The following is an 18,764-nucleotide window of genomic DNA, read 5'->3' on the forward strand; positions in this document are numbered from 1 at the left end:
GTTGGCTCGCAGCGAGAGCACGTTAAATCGTGGCACGTCCGCTATGCGCCATGTGTGGACGGCTCTCCCTTTGCAAGGGTTTTCTTAGATGGGATGCTTCCGCCTGGTCGGTGCGGCCATGTGTGCGGCCTGTTGATGCGGCACACATGGGCCGCTGGCCATAATGCCTTCCGCGGAGCCGGGTCCCGACCAAAAGCACGCGCTCGAGGCGCTATGGCGCAAATGGGTTTTCCCGCTCTCGGTATCGACCGGTGGACGCATTACATCGCAGTTGCCCTTCCCAAACTCTCTCAGCCGGCGCTGCTGACGAGAACCGGCTCTCTGTAGCGTTCTCCGGTCATCATCATCGCCCAGATCATTCTCGCCATCTTGTTGGCTAAGGCGACTGCCGCGATCTTGGATGATCGCCGAGAAAGCAGTGCCACCAGCCATGGTCGGCGCGTTCCATGCCGCTGGGCGTAGCGGATGACCGATAGGGCGCCGACGACCAGCAATTGGCGCAGATACCGATCACCCTGCTTGGTGATGCCACCTAGCTTCTCCTTGCCGCCGCTGGAGTTTTGCTTCGGAACCAGGCCAATCCAGGCCGCGAGATCCCTTCCCGATCGGAACGCTGCGGGGTCAGGGACCGAGGCTACGATCGCGCTGGCAAGCACCGGTCCGACGCCGGGCACTTCCATCAGCCGCCGCCCGATATCAGTCGACCGCGCACTCACTCTCACCCGGCGGTCGTTCTCGAGCACCTGCTCGTTCACCAGCTGAAGCTGGGAGGCCAGGATGATCAGGGAGCTGCGGGCCATTGCGGGCAACCGCTCATCCTGCACGTCTGCAATGATCCCTATCAGGCGCTGCAGCCCATTGCGGCCGACGGGTGCCACCAGGCCGTACTCCGCCATGTGGCCACGGATGGCGTTCGACAGCGCAATCCGCTGGCGCATCAACATCAGCCGGACGCGGTGAAGGACCAACACACCCTGCTGCGCGCAGCTCTTGATCTCGACGAAGCGCATGTTGGGTCGGGTCACCGCCTCGCAGATCGCCTCGGCATCGGCGGCATCGTTCTTCTGCCGCTTCACGTAGGGTTTGACGTATCGTGGTGGCATCAGCTTTGCCCGATGCCCAAGCTTCTGCAGCTCCCGGGCCCAGTGGTGGGCAGCCGCACAGGCCTCCATTCCAACCAGGCATGCTGGCTGCTTCGCGAAGAACGGCAACAACCTGGCCCGGGTTAGCCGCCGCTGCACGACGACTACCCCTTCTCGATCAACGCCGTGGACTTGAAAGACCGACTTACCCAGATCCAAACCGATCGTGACTGCTGCTTCCATGGCTCTCCTCCTGTCCACCAACCTCCAGGAGGCTGGCTGGTTGGATGAGAGCCGTCCACAGCATCAGAAGCGGACATTCTACCGCTCGAGCCTCTTAGTTGCGGGCGTATTGATGACGTGCGGGTTCGGGATCTGAAGCTATGGGTGCGATGGTTGAGCGCTGACTACGGCACCATCGCTCTATCTATGACCTCAAGTGAGAGAAAGCCGACGAAGAACATCGCGGTGCCCCAGGGCGTCTCCGGCCGCTCATGCGCTTCGATCAATAGTTCCTCCGTAACTAAGTACAGCAGAGCAACTAAGCCGAAAGAGAAGGCAACCGCTTGCCACGCAGGCGAAAGGGTTGCAATCGGCTGCGCAATGAGCATACCGGGCGGAACGGCTAAGGCAACTCCCGCCGTGATCGCTATGACCTTCCATTTCGAGGCACCCGCACCGAATGCGCCGGCGATCGAAAGTCCGAGGAATAGAAATTCCATTGAAAGCGCGATGGCGATCAATGTGCCCTGCCGCTGGCCGGCATCAAAACCGAGACCAAGCACCACCCCATCTATCAGGGCATCCACGGCGGCGAGGACGATGAGCGCGACAGGTCCCTCGTATCCCTTGGTGACTTGGGCGAGCAGTAGCATCACCGCGATGCCCGCGGCACCGCCAATCACGGCGGACCAGACAGCACCGTGGAGGACATCCGGCAGAAGTTCACCGGCTGCCGCGTAGAAAATGAGCCCGGCCGCAAAATGCTGGATGGCACCGACCATCTTTGGGCTCGGGACCCGCATCGTGCTCCAGGCGCCTCCCAAGGCCCCGACGGCGATCGGCAAAAATGCGTAGAACCACATCGTGAGCCCCTCAACGGCAGCTATGTGTGTTCAGTCGTCAGTCATCTCCTGACGGGCAGATGTTGCGCGGCTCAGTCTGCTTTTTCGGTTTCCAGGCAGCGATACCGGCATTTCCGGCGGCGATCTGATCGGGCGTCATCGATCGGGCGACCGCTGACTGATCGACCCCCGCTTCCGGCGTAGCTGCGTTAGATCGCGCGGCCAGCCCAAACCATTTATATGCCGCTACGAGGTCACGCGGCACTTCCACGCCGTCTCGATAGATGACGCCCAGTCCAAATTGTCCGCCAGGATTGTTCTGATCAGCCGACAGACGGAACCAGCGCTCCGCTGTTTTCAGATCCTTCGTTACGCCGTCGCCGGTCGCGTACATCGTGCCGAGGTATTGCTGGGCCCGATCATCGCCTTGCCTGGCGGCCTTCTCGTACCATTTGGCGGCCGTGGCGGGCGCATGATCGACGCCGAGCCCGGCGTCGTAGAGCCAGCCCATCGCCAGCTGCGCGTCTGCATTGCCCCCTTCGGCGAGGGGCGATAGTTCCTTTAGAGCACTCTTGTAATCCTTGCCGATGTACGCATTGCAGGCCGCAGTCATGTCCGCCTGGGCAATTGGGATCGAGCTAAGAACAGAGGCGAGCACAAGGGCTGGTGCTCTTAGGCTTCGCCGGCAGCGAATCCGTTGATCAATGCGAGTCAGTCGAAGATCTCCTCGAGCCAGGACTTCCGACGTTTGCCATGTTTTCCATGACTTGATGAGCCGTGCTTCTGCTCAATTCCGGTCGGTCCGGCAAGCTCGGACATGACTTGCGCCGGGTTCGAGGCAGCAGAACGCTCGATGATTTTGTCGAGCTCGCCGCGATCTAACCAGATTCCACGGCACTTCGGGCAGTAGTCGATTTCGACGTTCTGGCGCTCGGTCATGATGAGGTCGACCTTGCAAACGGGACAAAGCATTCCGATCACATTCTTGGGCTCAGGCGTGGCCACTCTCGGTGTGTGAAGAGAGGCTAAGCGGGGTTGGCTGCTTCTCGTTTCGCGGCTTGCGGCTGAACCACCGTCTTCTCAGCAACGCCCGAATTCAGTAGCCGCAGAGCATTAAAAACCACCAGCAGGGAGGCGCCGACGTCGGCCGCTATGGCGCCCCAAAGGCTGGCCATGCCGGCGAAGGTGAGTACGAAGAACACCGCCTTCACGCCCAGCGAGAATATGATGTTCTGCCGGATCACGGTCAGCGTCCTCTGTGCGTGGTGGACCAACCAGGGCAGACGCGAGACATCATCGGTCATCAGCGCCACGTCCGCGGTTTCAATCGCGGCGTCACTGCCGATGGCGCCCATGGCGATTCCCATGCTCGCGCGGGCAAGGGCAGGGGCATCGTTGACGCCGTCTCCCACCATTCCGACGAACTTGTGTGTAGCGACCAGGCGCTCGACTTCGCGGACCTTGTCCTCGGGCAGCAGCTCGGCATGGACCTCGTCGATTCCCACCTCGCGCGCGATCGCCTCGGCGGTGACACGATTGTCGCCGGTCAGCATGATCACGCGCTCAATGCCGGCGCGGTGCAGCTCCGCGACGATTTCCCGAGCCTCAGGGCGAATGGTATCGGCGACCGCGATCAGGCCGCAAACATGCCGCTCGTTGCCGACCACCAGGACAGTCTTGCCGTCGGCTTCCATCGCCTCTGCTTCTCGCGTCGTCTCGGGCGTATCCTGGTCGCGCTCGACGACATAGCGGTGCGAGCCCAGCCAGTAGGGTTCGCCGTTGACAATTCCAGCGAGACCTTTGCCCTTCAGGACTTCGACATCTTCGGCCGGCGCCGGGGTGATGTTCTTGGCGGCGGCATACTTCATGACCGCGCGCGCCAGCGGATGGGTCGAGCGGGCCTCAAGTGCTGCGGCACGGGCCAGAAGCTCGGCCTCGTCATGATCGCCGAGTGGGACCACGCGCACGACTGCGGGCTCGCCGCGAGTGATCGTGCCGGTCTTATCCAGCGCAAGCGCTTTCAGCTTGGCTGGAAGCTCGATATAGGCGCCACCCTTGACCAAGACACCGGCGCGAGCCGAGGCCGCCAAGGATGCAACGATCGAGACCGGCGTGGAGATCACCAGGGCGCATGGGCAAGCGATCACCAGCAGCACCAGCGCGCGGTAGAGCCAGTCGACCCAAAGGCCGCCGAACAGCAGCGGTGGAACCACGAAGACCAGCAGCGCCAGCACCATGACCGCAGGCGTATAGATCCGCGCAAACTTCTCCACCCATTGCTCGGTCGGTGCCCGGCGGGCGTGGGCTTCTTCGACCATGCGGATGATGCGTGCGAGGGTCGTGTCTTCGGCGGCTTTGGTGGCCTCGACGGTCAGCGTGCCGTCGCCGTTGATGGTGCCGGCATAGACCTCACTGCCTTCGCTTTTCTCAACGGGCACGCTCTCGCCGGTGATCGGCGCCTGGTTCACGGCGCTGGCGCCGGATACGATCCGGCCGTCGAGGGCGATACGCTCGCCGCCGGGAACGATGAACTGCTCGCCGGGCTTCAAATCGGCAACGGGCACCTCGGCGTCGGAACCGTTGGGCATCAGCTTCCGGACGGTCGGCGGCGCGAGATTGAGCAAGGTCGCAATGGCGCGGCGCGCGCGACCGACGCTCCATCCTTCAAGAGCAAGAGAGAGAGCGAACAGGAAAGCGACTGTCGCGGCCTCGAACCATTCGCCGATCGCCGCTGCGCCGATCACGGCCACGACCATCAGGAGGTTGATGTCCGGCCGGAGGTTGCGCACGGCATACCATGCCTTAATCACCACGAAGCGCGCGCCGAATAGGGCTGCGGCAACATAGGCGGCGATTTCGGGCCAAGCCATAGGCTCCTGGTCATGCGAGACGAGCAGCCGCAAGCCGGTCAGGAGATCGGAGGAAGACCAGAGATGGATCGCGATGCCGAGCGCCACGAAGGCCCCGCTGATCGCCGTGAAGATCACCTGCTGCCGCCGGTGGCTATCCACGTCCTGATCACGAGCGCCTTTCTGCCACGGAGATGCCTTCATGCCGGTATCGGCGACCGCTCCCAAAATGGCGTCGTCGGCGACATGCTTCGCAGCGTCGGACACCATCATCCGGCCGTTCAGGACGTCGAAGGCCAACTTGTCCTCGCCGCCGACGAGCGATCCGAGCGCGCCCTTGAGCACCGCCACCTCTTCGGCGCAGTCCATCCCGCGAACCTTGAAAGACCGGCCACCTGTGAAGGCGGGCGGCTCAACGGGTGCGCCGTGGTCATGATCGTGGTGATCGTGATCATGACCGTCGTGGTCATGGCCGTGGTCGTGAGAGTCGCCGGCGCGGTGCTTGTGCGCCTTATGGTCGTGGCCCTTTCCCGGGTGGTCGTGGTCGTGGCTGCAGCAGCCTTCGGACTCTTTGTGCTCGTCCGATCCGTGTGCCTGGGCCATTGCGAGTCTCCTGTGGGATAGGCGGTTCTCGAGTAATGTAGGACCTGTAGCGACCATAGGTTCAAGGGATATTGTGGCTTGGAGCACCAAGGTAACCATCTGAAAACGCTATGATATAGTGTAACACTCATCCCCTTCGGCTCTTGAAACCGAGGCCAGCGATCCCCAATTCAACTCTACAACTCTGGTAGCTTTTGGGCTGGAGGGCGGGGTGAACGGACTTTCAATCGGATCATTGGCTGCCGAAACCGGCAGCAGCGTGCAGACGATTCGCTATTACGAGCAAATCGGTCTCTTGCCACCCGCCGGCCGGACGGAAGGGAATCAGCGGCGCTATGGCCGCGATCACGTGGCTCGCCTGGCCTTCGTGCGTCATAGCCGCGAACTCGGGTTTCCGCTTGAGGCCATCCGCGAACTGCTCAGCCTTTCCGATACGCCGGAGCGAGATTGCAACGCCGCGGACGAAATCGCGCGCCGGCAGCTCAAAGCGGTCGAGGATCGGATCAAACGCCTGCGCGCGCTCCGCACCGAGTTGAAGCGGATGATCGCTGAATGCTCCGGCGGCAAGATCTCCGAGTGTCATGTCATAGAAGTGCTCGGAGACAGCTCGCACGGGCATTGTGTTGCCCATCGGCACAGCGCGCCAGAACCGGCACTCGCCAGCGACTGACCCAACCCACGCCCAAATCCTTCGTCGTGCCCGCCTCGAGCGGCTGACCTTTTGTGACGGTTTTTGAACTGGACGTTGCGGAGCGGTGATCCTCTTCAACTTATTGACTAGAACATACACCCACCCTATTTAGGGCTATCAGAAGACGAACATCGCGGGGCGAGACAAGAGATGCTGACCTTGACTTTGGAGAAGCCGGGCGTTGCCGCGCCCAAGAAACTCCAGCTGTCGCTGAACAAAGGTGCACGCTTCACGGTGAAGATCGCCTGGGAATGCGAGGCCGACCACCAGGACGACGTCGACGTTCATGCGCTTGAGGCGAACAACAGCGGAAACGGTGCGCGCGTCACCAGCCTCGAGAGCGTCCTCTCGACCTATAATACCAAGAAGATGAATCCGCGCGGCGGCGTCTTGCCGAACAACGCCGATGGATCGTTTGCGACGCCGTCCGGCGGTTTGCAGCATTCCGGTGACATCCGGGTGCAGGGCAACTTCGAGACGATCACCATCGACGGCTCTCGCCTGCCTGCCGGTGTGAATGAGATTCCGCTGTTCGCAACGGTGCACAAGGCCGATCACGGCAATGAGCATGAGTCCGATCATGACTCCGACGAAGAAGCCGCTTTTGCTGATATCGAGGTTTGCTCCGTGACGATTTCGGACGATAACGGGAAGGAGCTCGCCGCCTACAAGCTCTCCGACGAGTTCGGCGATTTCAACGTCGTGCAGCTCGGCAGCATCATGCTGGCCGAAGATGGCGCCTGGGTCTACGCTCCGGTCGGCCGCGGCTTCACCGGTACGATCAACGACGTCCTGGCGCATTTCTCGTAAAGAACGCTCGATGCCGGGGGAAAAGAAGGGCGGTCCGCGGCCAACGGTGGTAACCCCGCCGCCCGCGCGGAAGAAACCCACAAAGACGTCGGCGGAGGCTGGAAAGCCGGCACCGGCGGTCCGCACGCCGACCGCCATCCCCGGTGTCGAGCGTAAGCGCATACCGATCGATGCCACCAGACTGCGCGACCTGGCTTTTGGCAGCGATGCCCGGACATGCGCGCTCGCCGTTGGGCTGGTTCAGACTTTCGTGTTGGATAAGGCGACCGAGCGCAAGGTGATCCTGTGGGGTCAAGACGTCCAGACCTCCCACAGCGAACTTATCGCGCAGGTTCTGAAGCTCTCCCAGACTCCGATCTTCGTCCGCATCGAAGGCTACATAGACCGGATGATGACCATCCTAAAGTCGATCGACGTTGTCTCCGCGAGCGGGAATGCCCAAGGAGGGATTGCCAGCTATTTTCGCGGCATCAACAACAAGATCGACACGCCGGAGGAACTGGATGTCGCGCAACGCGAACTCGACCAACTGATCAAGCATATGCGTCGCGGCCTGGATGAGCTCCTGGACCTCAAGGACCAGTTGGAGACCCAGGCCAAGAGGCTGGATGAGCTCGCGGTCGCATCGGAGGCATCCGCCTTGGCAGCCTCGTTCCTCGCACAATATCTGCAGAACGAGAAGCCGAACCTGGCGCAGGGCTTCACCCAGCGCAGCGCGAGCCTCACGCAGACCCTGACGCAGATCCGGCAGAACGACAGTGTTCGTGAGATGCAGATCAACTACCCGCTGCGCCTCGTTCACGCGATCCAGGACGTTGCGCTGGTGGCGCTACCGGACGTGATCGCCAGCATCGCATCCGCGGTTTCGCTCAATGGGCGGAAGCTGAGCCTCTCGCCGACCGAAGCGGGCGAGTTGCACTACAAGCTTCGGGACATCATCAGCAAAATGGCGATTCAGGAGGGACGATGAGTGAACATGGTGAAGCCGCACGACCGCCGCTCAAGCTTGACCTCAACAAGGCCGCACAGAGCCTCCGCCTGTCGCTCGACAAGGCCGGCGTCGCCCAGAACATCAAGGCGGAGCTGATCTTCGACATCGATGTCTCGGGCTCGTTCGAGCACGAGCACGAGGAAGGCACCACCAGCCAGCTGATCGAGCGCCTAGTGCCGTATGGCATGGTGCTTGATCCCGACGGTGCCATGGACGTCTTCACCTTCAGCGACGGCCGGGGCAATGCCCATCGCGTCGGCACGGTCACGCCGAAGGAGTCCGAAGGATACATCCTCGAGAATGTGGTCGATCGTGTGCCGGGCTGGAAGGGCGGCACCAGCTACAGCTACGTGCTGGAGAAGAACCTGCAGCATTTTGGCTGGCTGCCTTGCGAGACTGATCACGAGACCGGCCTGGGCGCCTTGATCAGCCGATTCTTCGGGGGAGCGAGGAAAGAACCGCACTACCACGAGCAGAAGCGCTCGATCGTCATTTTCGTCACCGACGGTGAGAACGAGGCCAGTGACGAGCGGCGAACGATGCAGGTGCTGGAAGCCTCGCAGAGCCGCGGCGACAACGTCTACTTTCTGTTCATCGGCGCTTGCGAGCACAACGTCGACTTCAAGTTCCTGAAGACGATCGCGAAAAAATTCGAGAACACCGGCGTCGTGATCATCCGGGATCTCGAGGCATTCGTGGAGAAGTCCGACGAAGAGATCAGCGCCGAGCTCCTCGGGCCTGAGCTGATCTCCTGGCTCAAATCCTAAGGGCACTTGGTGCTGAAAAGCAGGGCGGCAGGCCGGCCGCCCTGCGCTACCAATTCCATTCTCTTGTCATGCGAAACCGGCAGCGGTTCACGATGGCGTCGCGCTTCTCGATGCTTGCTTGTCAGTCGAAACAACCGATCGCGTGATTAGCAGCATGGCGCCCAGGGTGATCGCGACATCGGCCATATTGAACGTCGGCCAGCGCCAAGCTCCCAAATGGAAGTCGAGGAAGTCCGTGACCGCGCCATTCCTGACCCTATCCACGATATTGCCGGCGGCACCGCCGGCAATCAGGCCGAGCGCGGCGGCCTGAATTCTTCTTTCACTGCGCAAAGCCCAGAGGAGGATGACCGCTGCGATTGCCGTCTTCACGCCGGACAGCAACAACGGGCGATCCTCGAAGAAGTCCCGGAACAGGCCGAAGCTGACGCCGGTATTGAAACTGAGCATCACGTTGAAGAATGGCGCGATCTCGATCGTGCGCGGTGGGAGCATCACGATTGTTGTGATCGCCCACTTCGAAGCGATGTCGATGCCGAGCGCGCCGACGAACGCGGCCGCAACCCACATTGTGTGCCTTTTGAGAGATGCTTTAGCCAAGCTTGCTCCGGGTCGATTCTTCAGCGGACCAGCGCGACGCCGCGCGCCACTGGTCTTACAACCTGTAGCGACTATAGGATCAACCCCTATCGGAGCGACGATCGGCTATCCCCTTGGGTGGGTGGCAAACGCGGTTATGCGGCCCGGACCACACCGACGAAGCGGTTCAATTCGGTTCGCAGCTTGTCCGACTGGTCGGAGAGCCGTTCTGCCGCACCCAATACTTGGCTCGCCGCAGCACCGGTCTTGGTCGCCGCTTCGCTCACAGATCCGATGTTTTCGTTGACTTCGTTCGTCCCCTGAGCGGCCTGCTGAACGTTACGGGCGATCTCCCGCGTGGCGGCAGTCTGCTCTTCGACGGCAGCAGCGATCGAGCCGGAGATGCTGCTCATCGTCTGGATCGTGTCGCTGATGCCGCGGATCGAAGTAACCGAGCTGGTCGTCGCAGACTGCACAGACGCGATCTGAGTCGAGATCTCATCGGTCGCCTTGCTGGTCTGTGTGGCCAGCGTCTTCACCTCTGAGGCGACGACAGCAAATCCCTTGCCCGCTTCGCCGGCGCGCGCGGCTTCGATCGTCGCGTTCAGCGCCAGCAGATTCGTCTGGCTGGCGATATCGCTGATCAGCTTCACCACGTCACCGATCCTCTGGGTCGCGCTGGCGAGCGCGGACACCTCGTTGGTCGTGGTCGCAGCTTGCTCAACGGCCTTTGCAGTGACGTCATTCGATTGACCGATTTGGCGGGCAATCTCATCCACGGATGCTGAAAGCTCTTCGGCAGCGGCCGCCACGGTCTGAACGCTTGCTGATGCTTCTGTCGAAGCCGCCGCGACCGCACGCGATTGCTCATTGGTGGTCTGTGCTGTGGCCGCCATCGATTGAGCCGCGGTGCGAAGCTCTTCGGCAGCGCTGGAGACCGAATGCACGATCACACCGACGGCACCCTCGAAGTCATCGGCGAGACGGGTCATTTCTGACTTGCGCTGCTTGGCCGCCATTTCCTTCTGAGCCTCTTGTTCGGCCCGGAGACGATCAGCTTCCACCATGTTGTCCTTGAACACGAGGACGGCTTTCGACATCTCGCCGATTTCATCGCTGCGTTCAGTCCCGGGAATGGCGACGCTCATGTCGCCAGAAGCGAGCTTGCCCATAGCCGCCGTCATCGCACGGATCGGGCGGATGATGGCGCGCCCGAGAAGAACCGCGACGGCAACGCCAAGCACTGTAGCAAGCGCGGCCAGGATCCAAACGAGGGTGTTGGCGAAGGCCGCAGAGTCGGCGAACTCTTGATTCACTTCCTCGGCGTGCTTCGTCTTCAAATCGCGAATCGAATTGAGGGCAGCACCCATATCAGTCAGGGTGGCGTCGATCTTGCCGTCCAATTCTCGGATCTCGTCGGTCACGTCCTTGGTCGGCTGAAGGGCCGGCATCATCTGCTTGTCGAACAACTCGACCAGCTGGTTGTATGCCTCCTGAGCTTTCTGGACCGAGGCCTTCGCCTCATCGGACATATCGGGGTCTTCTTCCATTGCCTTAAGCTGTTCGGCGATGACAGCCTTCTCGGCTTCCCAGTCCTTAGCGGTGACGTCGAGCTCGCGGTTGATTTCTGCGTCGGCGATTACTTGATAAGCCTCGGCACTGCTCGCCGCAGTCTTGGTAGCCTCAATGACGTCGCCGTAGGTCTCCGCCGAAGCCTCCTGGAGGCTCCGCAGGTCTTCGACTGCCCAGAGTGCGACCCCTGACAACGCCAGCATGATTGCGACATTTACGAGAGAGCCAGAGAATAGTTTTCGCGCAATGGTAAAATTCATGATCCCTGTACCCCGGTTCGAACGCTTCTGCGGCGAGGGTAGCAGCCCAAGGTATATGTTCCGTTAACGGAGGTTCCCTCGCGGGTTGGGAAGGATAAGCAGACATCAAGCAAGAAGCGCTTGAAGCTCCAGTCGTTGTAGGTCGTAAGCTTTGCTGGCGCTCTACAAGCTCGGGGTTAAATGGTTGCGTCCCAGCTGCCCGTGACGAACTCATGGCGGATGCTATTCCTGGCATGGCTCGTCGCCCTGGCGGCGTCGCTCGGCGCCCTGTTCGTCGGCGAGATCATGGGCCAGACGCCCTGCATCCTCTGCTGGTATCAGCGCGCATTTATGTTTCCCCTAGCGATCATCCTGGCGGTAGGCACTTTTCGGGGCGACGGCCTGGTCTGGCGATACGGCCTTCCCCTGGCGGTCATAGGCGGGTTGATCGCCGGCTATCACTCGCTTGTCTATGCGGGCTTGGTCGCTGAGGCTCTGAAGCCCTGCGCCGCGGGGCAATCCTGCACGGGCGAAGGCATGACAATCCTCGGCGGGATTCCGCTACCCTATCTCTCGACGGCCGCTTTCGCAGCCGTTGCCCTCCTCCTTTCACTCTCGACGCGAAGGTCCGACTCATGAACAGACGAAAGATGATTGTGCTCGCTGCGGCCGCGGCTGCGGCCTGTTTGTTCGCAGGCGGTGCCGTAATTTATTCGCGCCAGGTGAACGATCCTGCGAACCTTCCGGTAGCTAATGAGAACAGCCCGCTCATTCGCCCGCATTCGCCCATTCTCGGGCCGACGACTGCTCGGGTGACGATCGTTGAGTTCTTCGATCCATCCTGCGAATCCTGCCGCGCCTTCTATCCGTTCGTGAAGCGCATCATGGCCGATAACCCCGAGCACGTGCGAGTAGTTCTGCGCTACACACCATTTCATCCCAGCTCGGAAGAAGCGGTGAAGATCCTCGAAGCCGCGCGCAAGCAGGACAAATTCCTGGTGGTCCTGGAGGCCTTGCTGGACAGGCAGCAAGAATGGGGCGCTGACAATGCGCCGAATGCACCGCGCGCCTGGGGGATTGCCGGCGACGTGGGTCTCGACCTGGACCGCGCCATACGCGATGGCGCTTCGGAGGAAGTGAAATTTGTGCTCGCTCAGGATGTCGCGGATGTGCAGGCGATGCAGATCAAGGGAACACCGACCTTCTTCGTGAACGGCAAGAGGCTCACCTCATTCGGGCCGGATCAACTCGCCGAACTCGTGAAGAATGAAGTCATGGTGCTCGATTAGTGCTGAATCGCGAACTCCTTTTGGGTTCATCCGCCTGGAAACTGAGACGCTATATGCCGATCCGTCGCTTCCTCATTTGCTTGATTGCCATCCTGCAGTTGCTCGTCTTCAGCGGCGCCGCCAATGCCAAGACCTATCCGCCGCTGTTCGGATCGAAGGAAATCGGCTCGAACAACTGGAACTTCAAGAAAGGTGTGGTGCCGGACTGGCGTGCAATGCTCGGTCGCTGGAAGAACGGCGCGCCCTGCGAGACCAAAATTTGCACCTCCAAGGACTGGGCGTCGCTGGTTTCGAAGGTGAAAGGTGCGGGCGATCCGATGGCGCAGATCAAGACCGCCAACTCGCTGATGAACAAGAATCCCTACATTGAAGACATACCCAACTGGGGGAAGAGCGATTTCTGGGCGACCAGCTATGAATTTCTGAAGAAGAGCGGGGACTGCGAGGACTACGCGATTTCCAAATACATGCTGCTGAACGAGGTGGGTATTCCGACCGAGAACATGCGCATTTTCACGGTGCGGATCCGCAGCCTGGGTGGAATAGGGCATGCGGTCTTGGTGGTCTATCAAGCCGATAAGGCGTGGGTGCTCGATAACCGCACCCCTTCGGTAATGGATGCGAGCTTGATCAAGCTCGAGTTCCAGCCGGTCATGTCGCTCAATGAATTCCAGTGGTGGTATCATCTTCCGTCGAAGTGACGGTTCACGCTTCAGAGTGCATCTCGCCAGGGCCTGCTGCCTGAAATCGCCCATTCGCCCGATCCCGCCGTGTCAGTCGGCTGCTTTTGGCGCAAAGCGAGCGTTCCCAATCCGTAAAAATCGACCTCAACCTGCGCCGGCCTTTTTTGAGATCTCCTTCACGCGGCGGACAAGATGTTCAGTGAAGGCATTGCATATCGCCGACTGAGGAGTCCCCCAGGGCCGATACAAGCTTAACTCGATCTGCAGCTGCGGTGTGAAAGGCCGAAACTCAACGGCGTGGCGCATCTTCCAAGCGGAGATGTTATCGACAACGCTGATTCCCGCACCGTCTGCGACAAACTGCAGGCAGGCCGCTGCCAGCGTGCATTCGATGCGCATATTGCGCTTCACACCGGCTTCTTCGCAGACGCGGTCCACCTGCAGCCGCAGCGGATCCGCGCTGCCGAACGAGATGAAGTCCATACCCTCCATATCAGCCGGGCGGATCTCATCCAGGGCCAACAGGGAATGTCCCTTTGGAATGGCGCAAACGGCTTTAGTGAATGCAAGTAACCGCCGAGTAACCGCAGGATTTTCGATCGTCGAGGTCACGGCAATTCCCATGTCGATCTGACCGCGGCTCGCCCGCTCGATGACGGTTGCCGAGTTGCGGATGTCGATGGTGATGGGCACATCCGGATGCGCTTCGGAAAATTCCGAGACGATCCCGGGAAGGACGGTCAAGCCGATGGCTGGTAGCGAGCAGATGTTCAGCCGGCCGTTCTGGAGGCTGCGAATGTCCCTGGCCGTCCGGGAGATTTGCCGGGCCGATTCATAGGTCCGCTGCACTTCGGCATAGAGCATGTGTGCTTCTTGCGTGGGAACGAGCCGCTGCCGATGCTTCTTGAAAACCTCGAACCCGGCTTTCTGTTGGAAGCGGGCGAGGGTCTTGCTGACGGCGGGCTGGGTGAGCTCCAGGGCTTCGGCGGCGCGGGTCGTCGTGCCGTGTGTCATGATAGCCGCGAACACTTCTATCTCTCGAGGCTTAAAGTCCTCCTCATCCATCGCTGTCCCCACCCTCTGTTCCCCGCGGCGCCACTTTATAACTTTTCGACTGAGACTTGCCCCATCATGGAATTGGTGCCCTGATTAGGCATAGCCTACGCTCGTCTCATGAACAAGCTAGACAAGAATGCAAGCGCGCGAGGCCCTCTGTTTCGACCGTTGCGCGATGAACGCCGGGTCGTTCGGGTGGAGCTCGACGGTGAGACGGTGATGGCGGGCGAGCGGGAGACGGTCGCCAGCCTCCTGCTCGGCAGCGTCGCGCCCGAACGCTATCGCCGCTCGGCGGCGTCCGGCCTGCCGCGCGCGCCACTCTGCATGATGGGCGTCTGTTTTGAATGTCTGGTGGAAATCGACGGACAGACCAACCAGCAGGGTTGCCTGGTGCGGGTGCGGGACGGCATGCGCATCCGGCGCCAAATCCCGGAAGCGGGTCGCTCATGACCGCGCCAGATCTTCTCATCGTCGGCGGCGGCGCGGCGGGCCTTTCGGCCGCTGCCACGGCGCGCGCCATCGACCTTTCCGTCGAGCTGCTCGATGAGCGGCCGGCGCTGGGCGGCAACTTCTTCGCTGGGATCGGCGAGCGAACCGACGGCGACGGAGCATTCGGGCCGGACTATGCGCGGGGTCGGTCGCTGCTCGCCGCGGCCGGCGCCGCCAAGCTCAGCAAAGCCACTCTGGCCTGGCGGATCGAGCGCGACGGCCGCGCCTTTGCGCTGGGCGAGGAAGGACCGGTTCGGTCGATTGGACCGAAAAGGCTGTTGGTTGCCACCGGCGCGATGGAACGGCCGATCCCGATCCCCGGCGCGATCCTCCCGGGCGTGATGTATGCCGGCGCCGCGCAGCTGATGCTTAAGACCGCCAGTTCCGTTCCAAGCGGTCGGTGCGTCCTGGTCGGAAGCGGCCCGCTCTTGCTGCTGCTGGCCAAGCAGTTGCTCGACTTCGGCGTTGTTCCCTCTGCCCTGGTTGAGACCACGCCCCGCGTGGGCTTCGCGGCGGCGCTGCAAGGGTTGCCAGCGGCCTTGAATGCGCCGGACCTGCTCCGGAAGGGACTCGCGCTTCAGCGGGCCATTAAGCGCGCCCGCGTTCCCTGGCATCGCCATGCGACCGGAGTTTCGCTCTTGGGACGGGAGCGGGTCGAGCAGGTCGCGTTCACCGACGCAAACGGCCACAACCAGTCCATCCACACCGAACTGGCTCTGCTGCACGACGGCATCATTCCCAATGACCACGTGACACGGCAGCTGGGTTGCCGGGAAAGTTGGAACGCCGCACAGCATTGTTTCAGCCCGGTCACCGACCAATGGGGGGAAACATCGCTGCCCGGCATCTTCGCCGCGGGCGACTGCACCGGAATCTGGGGGGCGCAGGCCGCCGAGCTGGCGGGCGAAATCGCCGCGCTGGAGATCGGCAGGCAGCTTGGGCGCATTGACGCGCAAGAGCGCGATCGGCGCGCGCGGGAACCGCTGCTGAAGCTGAAGCGGCAGCGCGCCTTCCGCCCCTTCCTGGAACAGCGGTTTCCGCCCTTGATCTCGCGCGCGGAACAGGCTGCAGCTGATGCGGTGATCTGCCGCTGCGAGAACGTGACCGCGGGGGAGATTCGCTCGGCCGTGGCGCAGGGCGCCACCGGGCCAGATCAGCTGAAGTCGTTCACGCGGAGCGGCATGGGCCCCTGCCAGGGCAGAAGCTGCGCGATGGCCGTTGCTGAAATCATGGCTAAGGAAATTGGCTGCAGTGTCCAGGCGGTCGGCCGCCATGACATCCGGCCGCCGTTGAAACCGCTGCCGCTCGGGAAGGTCGGCGCGGCTCAAGTTGAGTTGGAGACTGTGGCATGAGTGTGAGATCGCGCTCCGGGGTCGAGTTCGCGGTCATTGGTGGTGGGCTGGTCGGCGCAGCGGTGGCTTATGGGTTGATGCGCAAGGGCCGGCAAGTCGCTCTGTTCGACGAGGGCGACGCGGCCTTCCGGGCAAGCCGCGGAAATTTCGGCTTGGTCTGGGCTCAAGGGAAGGGCGATAAACTCGAAGACTACTCGCCCTGGGCCCGCGAGGGCGCGGCCATGTGGGGCGATTTCGCCAAGGAGTTGACCGCGGCGACCGGTGTCGATCTCGAGCTGGAGCAGAGAGGAGGCTTCGTTTTCTGCGCCGATGAGGTCGCTTTGCAGGCGCGTGCCGAGATTATGGAACGCCTCTACAAGCGCAGCGGCCTGCAATTCGAGGTGATGCGGCCGGCCCAGATTGCCCGGTTCATGCCGGGCGTCTCCGAGAATTTCGCCGGGGCGACCTATACCGACGAGGATGGTCATGCGAATCCTCTGAAGTTGCTGCGGGCCTTTCACGCGGCGCTGGTGGAGAATGAAGGGAGTCTGCGCCGCGGCGCGCGGGTCGAACTGATCGAGCCGGTCGGGGGCGGCTACCGCATCACCACGGCGGAATCGACGGTCGAGTGCCAAAGCGTGGTGCTGGCGGCGGGGCTCGGCAATATTCAGTTGGCGAAATGCCTCGGCGTCACCCTGCCTATCAAGCCCATGCGCGGGCAGATCCTGGTGACGGAGCGCTATGAAAAGATCCTGAGCGTGCCGAGCGAGAATGTGCGCCAGACGCAGGATGGCACGTTTTTGCTCGGCGGAAGCTGGGAGGATGTCGGATACGACACGTCGACAACCTTCGACGTGACACGCGACATCGCCGCACTGGTCGTGCGGTATTTTCCGTTCCTCGAGAGGGTCCGGCTGGTCCGCAGCTGGTCCGCGCTGCGGATCCTGGCCCCGGACAATGCCCCGATCTATGATGAGATCGCGCCGGGTGCGTTTCTCGTGACCTGCCACAGTGGCGTGTCGCTCGCGGCGATCCACGCCGACCGCGTGGCGGGCTGGATCTCCGCCGGATCGATTCCCAAGGAAGCAGCACCCTTCGGCCTCAACCGATTCTCCGAGGCTGAGCGGCGGGAGTACGCCGTTGGTTGATGGAATCGCAGCACGCGCGGTGGAAACGTCCCTCGCGGCCATCGCGCGGGACAATGGCCGAATTCGCGCGATCACCCATCTCGAGCCAGAGGTGCCTCGATCTCGGGCCGCATCGATTGATGAGTCTAGGACGGCGCTACCGCTGCTCGGCTTGACATTTGTCGCCAAGGACCTGATCGACGTCGCAGGGTTGCCGACTACCTGTGGCTCGAGGCTGTTTGACGACACTTCCGCAACCGAAGACGCACACTGCGTCAGTGCGCTGGAGGCGGCCGGCGCGGTTGTCATCGGCAAAGCCAACATGCATGAGTTGGCGGTGGGGGGAGCCCGCAATCCCTGGTTCGGCCAGGTCATCAATCCGCTCTCCGCCGAGCATGGAACCGGGGGCACGAGCAGTGGATCGGTCGCCGCTGTTGCTGGGGAACTCTGTGATTTCGCACTCGGCACTGACAGCGGGGGATCAAATCGATCGACAGCGGCGGCAACCGGTCTTTTCGGCTTCAAACCGACCAACGGCAGCCTCTCTTTAGACGGCATCTCGCCCTTGGCAACGAGCCTGGATACGGTGGGACTTCTTGCCCGGAACGGTTCCGTTCTTGCCAGGACATTCGCGGCATTGGCTGGACTGAAGCATTCAACCGAAGAGCCGACGCTCACCGGCAGGGTCTTCGCCCGGCCGGTCGCTCTGCATGGACCGGTCGATCCAGCGGTGCAGGCGGCACTACAGAGAGCCATCGACGCTATAAGGACCGCCGGCGGCCGGATCGTCGAAATCGAATTCAGTGATGCGGCAGTTCTCGCACAAGCAGGCCGTGTCATCCTCCGCCGGGAGTTCTCCCAACACTACCGCCCAGTCGTCGCTTCAAGAGGCGACAGAGTCGGAAAAGACGTTCAGGCGTTCCTTACGACGGCCGCGGAAGTCTCTGCCGTGGAATACGAAGATGCGATCGCCACCGTCGAAGACCATCGCCGGAAATGGCACGAGCAGTTGTCGACGGTCGATGCGATGCTGTCACCGGCGAGCCCGGGCTTGGCTCCGCGGCTCTCCGACGAACACACTAAGGTCGGGGACCGATGGGTTCCCTATGGCGCGGCGGGTGCCGAGTTCCGCATGTGGGCGAACACGATCGGCATCCCCGCGGTCGCCGTTCCAGTCAACCGACCCGGCGCACTTCCCGCATCAGTGCAAGTTTCCGCTCGGCATGGCGCTGACGGCTTTCTGATCGATCTGGCCACAGCGCTGAGTGATGAATTTGAAAGACAGCGCGTTGCAGCTGAGGGGTAGGGAATTGGGATGAACAAGTTTGTTCTGATTCCCCTGTCGCTGCCGGAAGCGGCAATTGCGATGACCGCGCCGGTGCGTGCGAAGCAGAGGATGGTTTTACCTGGCGCGGACTTCATAACCGAATCGTCCAATGTGCCACGCGTTCAGTATTGGATCAGCGATCACTCCATTCGTCATACTAGCTTCGAGGGGACGAAGGCCTAATTCCTGGACAAGTCATAAGACTTGGTCTGGTC

The 18,764-nt window shown here is 61.8% G+C and carries 20 protein-coding genes; 12 read left to right on the plus strand and 8 right to left on the minus strand.

Features of this window, described 5'->3' with window-relative positions; all coding sequences use genetic code 11:
- Positions 1–290: 290 nt before the first annotated feature.
- The 5 genes from ACH2CY_RS01985 to ACH2CY_RS02005 form a co-directional block, all read right to left on the minus strand.
- Complete coding sequence (locus ACH2CY_RS01985) at positions 291–1,325, minus strand: IS110 family transposase (RefSeq protein WP_395015357.1); 1,035 nt, start codon at positions 1,323–1,325, stop codon at positions 291–293.
- A 164-nt stretch (positions 1,326–1,489) separates the two neighbouring features.
- Positions 1,490–2,167, minus strand: a complete 678-nt coding sequence (locus ACH2CY_RS01990) for a ZIP family metal transporter (protein ID WP_395015360.1) — start codon at positions 2,165–2,167, stop codon at positions 1,490–1,492.
- Between the two features lie 37 nt (positions 2,168–2,204).
- Positions 2,205–2,759 carry a tetratricopeptide repeat protein gene (locus ACH2CY_RS01995; RefSeq protein WP_395015361.1) on the minus strand — a complete coding sequence of 185 codons (555 nt, stop codon included), beginning with the start codon at positions 2,757–2,759 and terminating at the stop codon, positions 2,205–2,207.
- A gap of 98 nt (positions 2,760–2,857) precedes the next feature.
- A complete protein-coding gene (locus tag ACH2CY_RS02000) occupies positions 2,858–3,118 on the minus strand; it encodes a zf-TFIIB domain-containing protein (RefSeq protein ID WP_395015882.1) in 261 nt (86 codons plus the stop codon).
- 53 nt (positions 3,119–3,171) lie between these two features.
- The gene (locus ACH2CY_RS02005) at positions 3,172–5,598 is read right to left on the minus strand and encodes a heavy metal translocating P-type ATPase (protein WP_395015363.1); all 2,427 of its coding nucleotides are present in this window, start codon (positions 5,596–5,598) and stop codon (positions 3,172–3,174) included.
- A 211-nt stretch (positions 5,599–5,809) separates the two neighbouring features.
- Here ACH2CY_RS02005 and ACH2CY_RS02010 point away from each other — a divergent pair, with 211 nt between their 5' ends.
- The 4 genes from ACH2CY_RS02010 to ACH2CY_RS02025 all read left to right on the plus strand — a co-directional run bounded on the left by ACH2CY_RS02010 (position 5,810) and on the right by ACH2CY_RS02025 (position 8,857).
- Complete coding sequence (locus ACH2CY_RS02010) at positions 5,810–6,268, plus strand: helix-turn-helix domain-containing protein (RefSeq protein ID WP_395015365.1); 459 nt, start codon at positions 5,810–5,812, stop codon at positions 6,266–6,268.
- Between the two features lie 186 nt (positions 6,269–6,454).
- Positions 6,455–7,099 carry a TerD family protein gene (locus ACH2CY_RS02015; RefSeq protein ID WP_395015368.1) on the plus strand — a complete coding sequence of 215 codons (645 nt, stop codon included), beginning with the start codon at positions 6,455–6,457 and terminating at the stop codon, positions 7,097–7,099.
- 10 nt (positions 7,100–7,109) lie between these two features.
- Positions 7,110–8,069 carry a hypothetical protein gene (locus ACH2CY_RS02020; RefSeq protein WP_395015369.1) on the plus strand — a complete coding sequence of 320 codons (960 nt, stop codon included), beginning with the start codon at positions 7,110–7,112 and terminating at the stop codon, positions 8,067–8,069.
- Entirely contained in the window at positions 8,066–8,857 is a 792-nt protein-coding gene (locus tag ACH2CY_RS02025) for a VWA domain-containing protein (RefSeq protein WP_395015370.1), read from the plus strand. The genes ACH2CY_RS02020 and ACH2CY_RS02025 overlap by 4 nt, the downstream gene beginning before the upstream one ends.
- Before the next feature lie 87 nt (positions 8,858–8,944).
- Here the strand turns inward: ACH2CY_RS02025 and lspA are convergent, their stop codons facing one another.
- Together lspA and ACH2CY_RS02035 are read right to left on the minus strand one after the other, a co-directional pair.
- A complete protein-coding gene (lspA, locus tag ACH2CY_RS02030; RefSeq protein WP_395015372.1) occupies positions 8,945–9,457 on the minus strand; it encodes a signal peptidase II in 513 nt (170 codons plus the stop codon).
- Between the two features lie 134 nt (positions 9,458–9,591).
- Positions 9,592–11,268, minus strand: coding sequence for a methyl-accepting chemotaxis protein (locus ACH2CY_RS02035; RefSeq protein WP_395015373.1), 1,677 nt, complete (start codon positions 11,266–11,268; stop codon positions 9,592–9,594).
- Positions 11,269–11,487: 219 nt separating this feature from the next.
- On the opposite strand from ACH2CY_RS02035, the gene ACH2CY_RS02040 reads away from it, so the two are divergent.
- Genes ACH2CY_RS02040 through ACH2CY_RS02050 form a run of 3 tightly spaced genes read left to right on the plus strand, consistent with a single transcriptional unit; the run spans position 11,488 to position 13,237 of the window.
- Entirely contained in the window at positions 11,488–11,886 is a 399-nt protein-coding gene (locus ACH2CY_RS02040; RefSeq protein ID WP_395015374.1) for a disulfide bond formation protein B, read from the plus strand.
- Entirely contained in the window at positions 11,883–12,536 is a 654-nt protein-coding gene (locus ACH2CY_RS02045; protein WP_395015375.1) for a DsbA family protein, read from the plus strand. Before ACH2CY_RS02040 ends, ACH2CY_RS02045 begins: the two co-directional genes overlap by 4 nt.
- Before the next feature lie 53 nt (positions 12,537–12,589).
- The gene (locus tag ACH2CY_RS02050; RefSeq protein ID WP_395015376.1) at positions 12,590–13,237 is read left to right on the plus strand and encodes a transglutaminase-like cysteine peptidase; all 648 of its coding nucleotides are present in this window, start codon (positions 12,590–12,592) and stop codon (positions 13,235–13,237) included.
- Positions 13,238–13,363: 126 nt separating this feature from the next.
- Here ACH2CY_RS02050 and ACH2CY_RS02055 read toward each other — a convergent pair whose 3' ends face one another.
- A complete protein-coding gene (locus ACH2CY_RS02055) occupies positions 13,364–14,284 on the minus strand; it encodes a LysR substrate-binding domain-containing protein (RefSeq protein ID WP_395015378.1) in 921 nt (306 codons plus the stop codon).
- A 108-nt stretch (positions 14,285–14,392) separates the two neighbouring features.
- On the opposite strand from ACH2CY_RS02055, the gene ACH2CY_RS02060 reads away from it, so the two are divergent.
- The 5 genes from ACH2CY_RS02060 to ACH2CY_RS02080 are packed head-to-tail and all read left to right on the plus strand — an operon-like array spanning position 14,393 to position 18,732.
- Positions 14,393–14,725, plus strand: a complete 333-nt coding sequence (locus tag ACH2CY_RS02060; RefSeq protein WP_395015380.1) for a (2Fe-2S)-binding protein — start codon at positions 14,393–14,395, stop codon at positions 14,723–14,725.
- A complete protein-coding gene (locus ACH2CY_RS02065) occupies positions 14,722–16,116 on the plus strand; it encodes an NAD(P)/FAD-dependent oxidoreductase (protein ID WP_395015382.1) in 1,395 nt (464 codons plus the stop codon). The genes ACH2CY_RS02060 and ACH2CY_RS02065 overlap by 4 nt, the downstream gene beginning before the upstream one ends.
- A complete protein-coding gene (locus ACH2CY_RS02070; RefSeq protein ID WP_395015384.1) occupies positions 16,113–17,243 on the plus strand; it encodes an NAD(P)/FAD-dependent oxidoreductase in 1,131 nt (376 codons plus the stop codon). Before ACH2CY_RS02065 ends, ACH2CY_RS02070 begins: the two co-directional genes overlap by 4 nt.
- On the plus strand, positions 17,236–18,528 hold the full coding sequence (locus ACH2CY_RS02075; RefSeq protein ID WP_395015386.1) for an amidase: 1,293 nt from the start codon (positions 17,236–17,238) through the stop codon (positions 18,526–18,528). Before ACH2CY_RS02070 ends, ACH2CY_RS02075 begins: the two co-directional genes overlap by 8 nt.
- 9 nt (positions 18,529–18,537) lie before the next feature.
- Positions 18,538–18,732 (plus strand): hypothetical protein, encoded by a 195-nt coding sequence (locus ACH2CY_RS02080; protein ID WP_395015387.1) that lies wholly within the window; start codon positions 18,538–18,540, stop codon positions 18,730–18,732.
- Positions 18,733–18,764 lie beyond the last annotated feature (32 nt).

This window comes from Dongia sp. (assembly GCF_041905885.1).
Lineage (GTDB): Bacteria > Pseudomonadota > Alphaproteobacteria > Dongiales > Dongiaceae > Dongia.

Excerpts from the sequence above, each read along its gene's own strand:
- ACH2CY_RS02060 (WP_395015380.1), top strand. The coding sequence starts at position 14,393 with ATGAACAAGCTAGACAAGAATGCAAGCGCGCGAGGCCCTCTGTTTCGA.
- ACH2CY_RS02025 (WP_395015370.1), top strand. The coding sequence starts at position 8,066 with ATGAGTGAACATGGTGAAGCCGCACGACCGCCGCTCAAGCTTGACCTC.
- ACH2CY_RS02005 (WP_395015363.1), bottom strand. The coding sequence starts at position 5,598 with ATGGCCCAGGCACACGGATCGGACGAGCACAAAGAGTCCGAAGGCTGC.
- ACH2CY_RS02045 (WP_395015375.1), top strand. The coding sequence starts at position 11,883 with ATGAACAGACGAAAGATGATTGTGCTCGCTGCGGCCGCGGCTGCGGCC.
- ACH2CY_RS02070 (WP_395015384.1), top strand. The coding sequence starts at position 16,113 with ATGAGTGTGAGATCGCGCTCCGGGGTCGAGTTCGCGGTCATTGGTGGT.
- ACH2CY_RS01995 (WP_395015361.1), bottom strand. The coding sequence starts at position 2,759 with ATGACTGCGGCCTGCAATGCGTACATCGGCAAGGATTACAAGAGTGCT.
- ACH2CY_RS01990 (WP_395015360.1), bottom strand. The coding sequence starts at position 2,167 with ATGTGGTTCTACGCATTTTTGCCGATCGCCGTCGGGGCCTTGGGAGGC.
- ACH2CY_RS02055 (WP_395015378.1), bottom strand. The coding sequence starts at position 14,284 with ATGGATGAGGAGGACTTTAAGCCTCGAGAGATAGAAGTGTTCGCGGCT.
- ACH2CY_RS02065 (WP_395015382.1), top strand. The coding sequence starts at position 14,722 with ATGACCGCGCCAGATCTTCTCATCGTCGGCGGCGGCGCGGCGGGCCTT.
- ACH2CY_RS02000 (WP_395015882.1), bottom strand. The coding sequence starts at position 3,118 with ATGCTTTGTCCCGTTTGCAAGGTCGACCTCATCATGACCGAGCGCCAG.
- ACH2CY_RS01985 (WP_395015357.1), bottom strand. The coding sequence starts at position 1,325 with ATGGAAGCAGCAGTCACGATCGGTTTGGATCTGGGTAAGTCGGTCTTT.
- ACH2CY_RS02020 (WP_395015369.1), top strand. The coding sequence starts at position 7,110 with ATGCCGGGGGAAAAGAAGGGCGGTCCGCGGCCAACGGTGGTAACCCCG.
- ACH2CY_RS02050 (WP_395015376.1), top strand. The coding sequence starts at position 12,590 with ATGCCGATCCGTCGCTTCCTCATTTGCTTGATTGCCATCCTGCAGTTG.
- ACH2CY_RS02035 (WP_395015373.1), bottom strand. The coding sequence starts at position 11,268 with ATGAATTTTACCATTGCGCGAAAACTATTCTCTGGCTCTCTCGTAAAT.
- ACH2CY_RS02040 (WP_395015374.1), top strand. The coding sequence starts at position 11,488 with ATGCTATTCCTGGCATGGCTCGTCGCCCTGGCGGCGTCGCTCGGCGCC.
- ACH2CY_RS02080 (WP_395015387.1), top strand. The coding sequence starts at position 18,538 with ATGAACAAGTTTGTTCTGATTCCCCTGTCGCTGCCGGAAGCGGCAATT.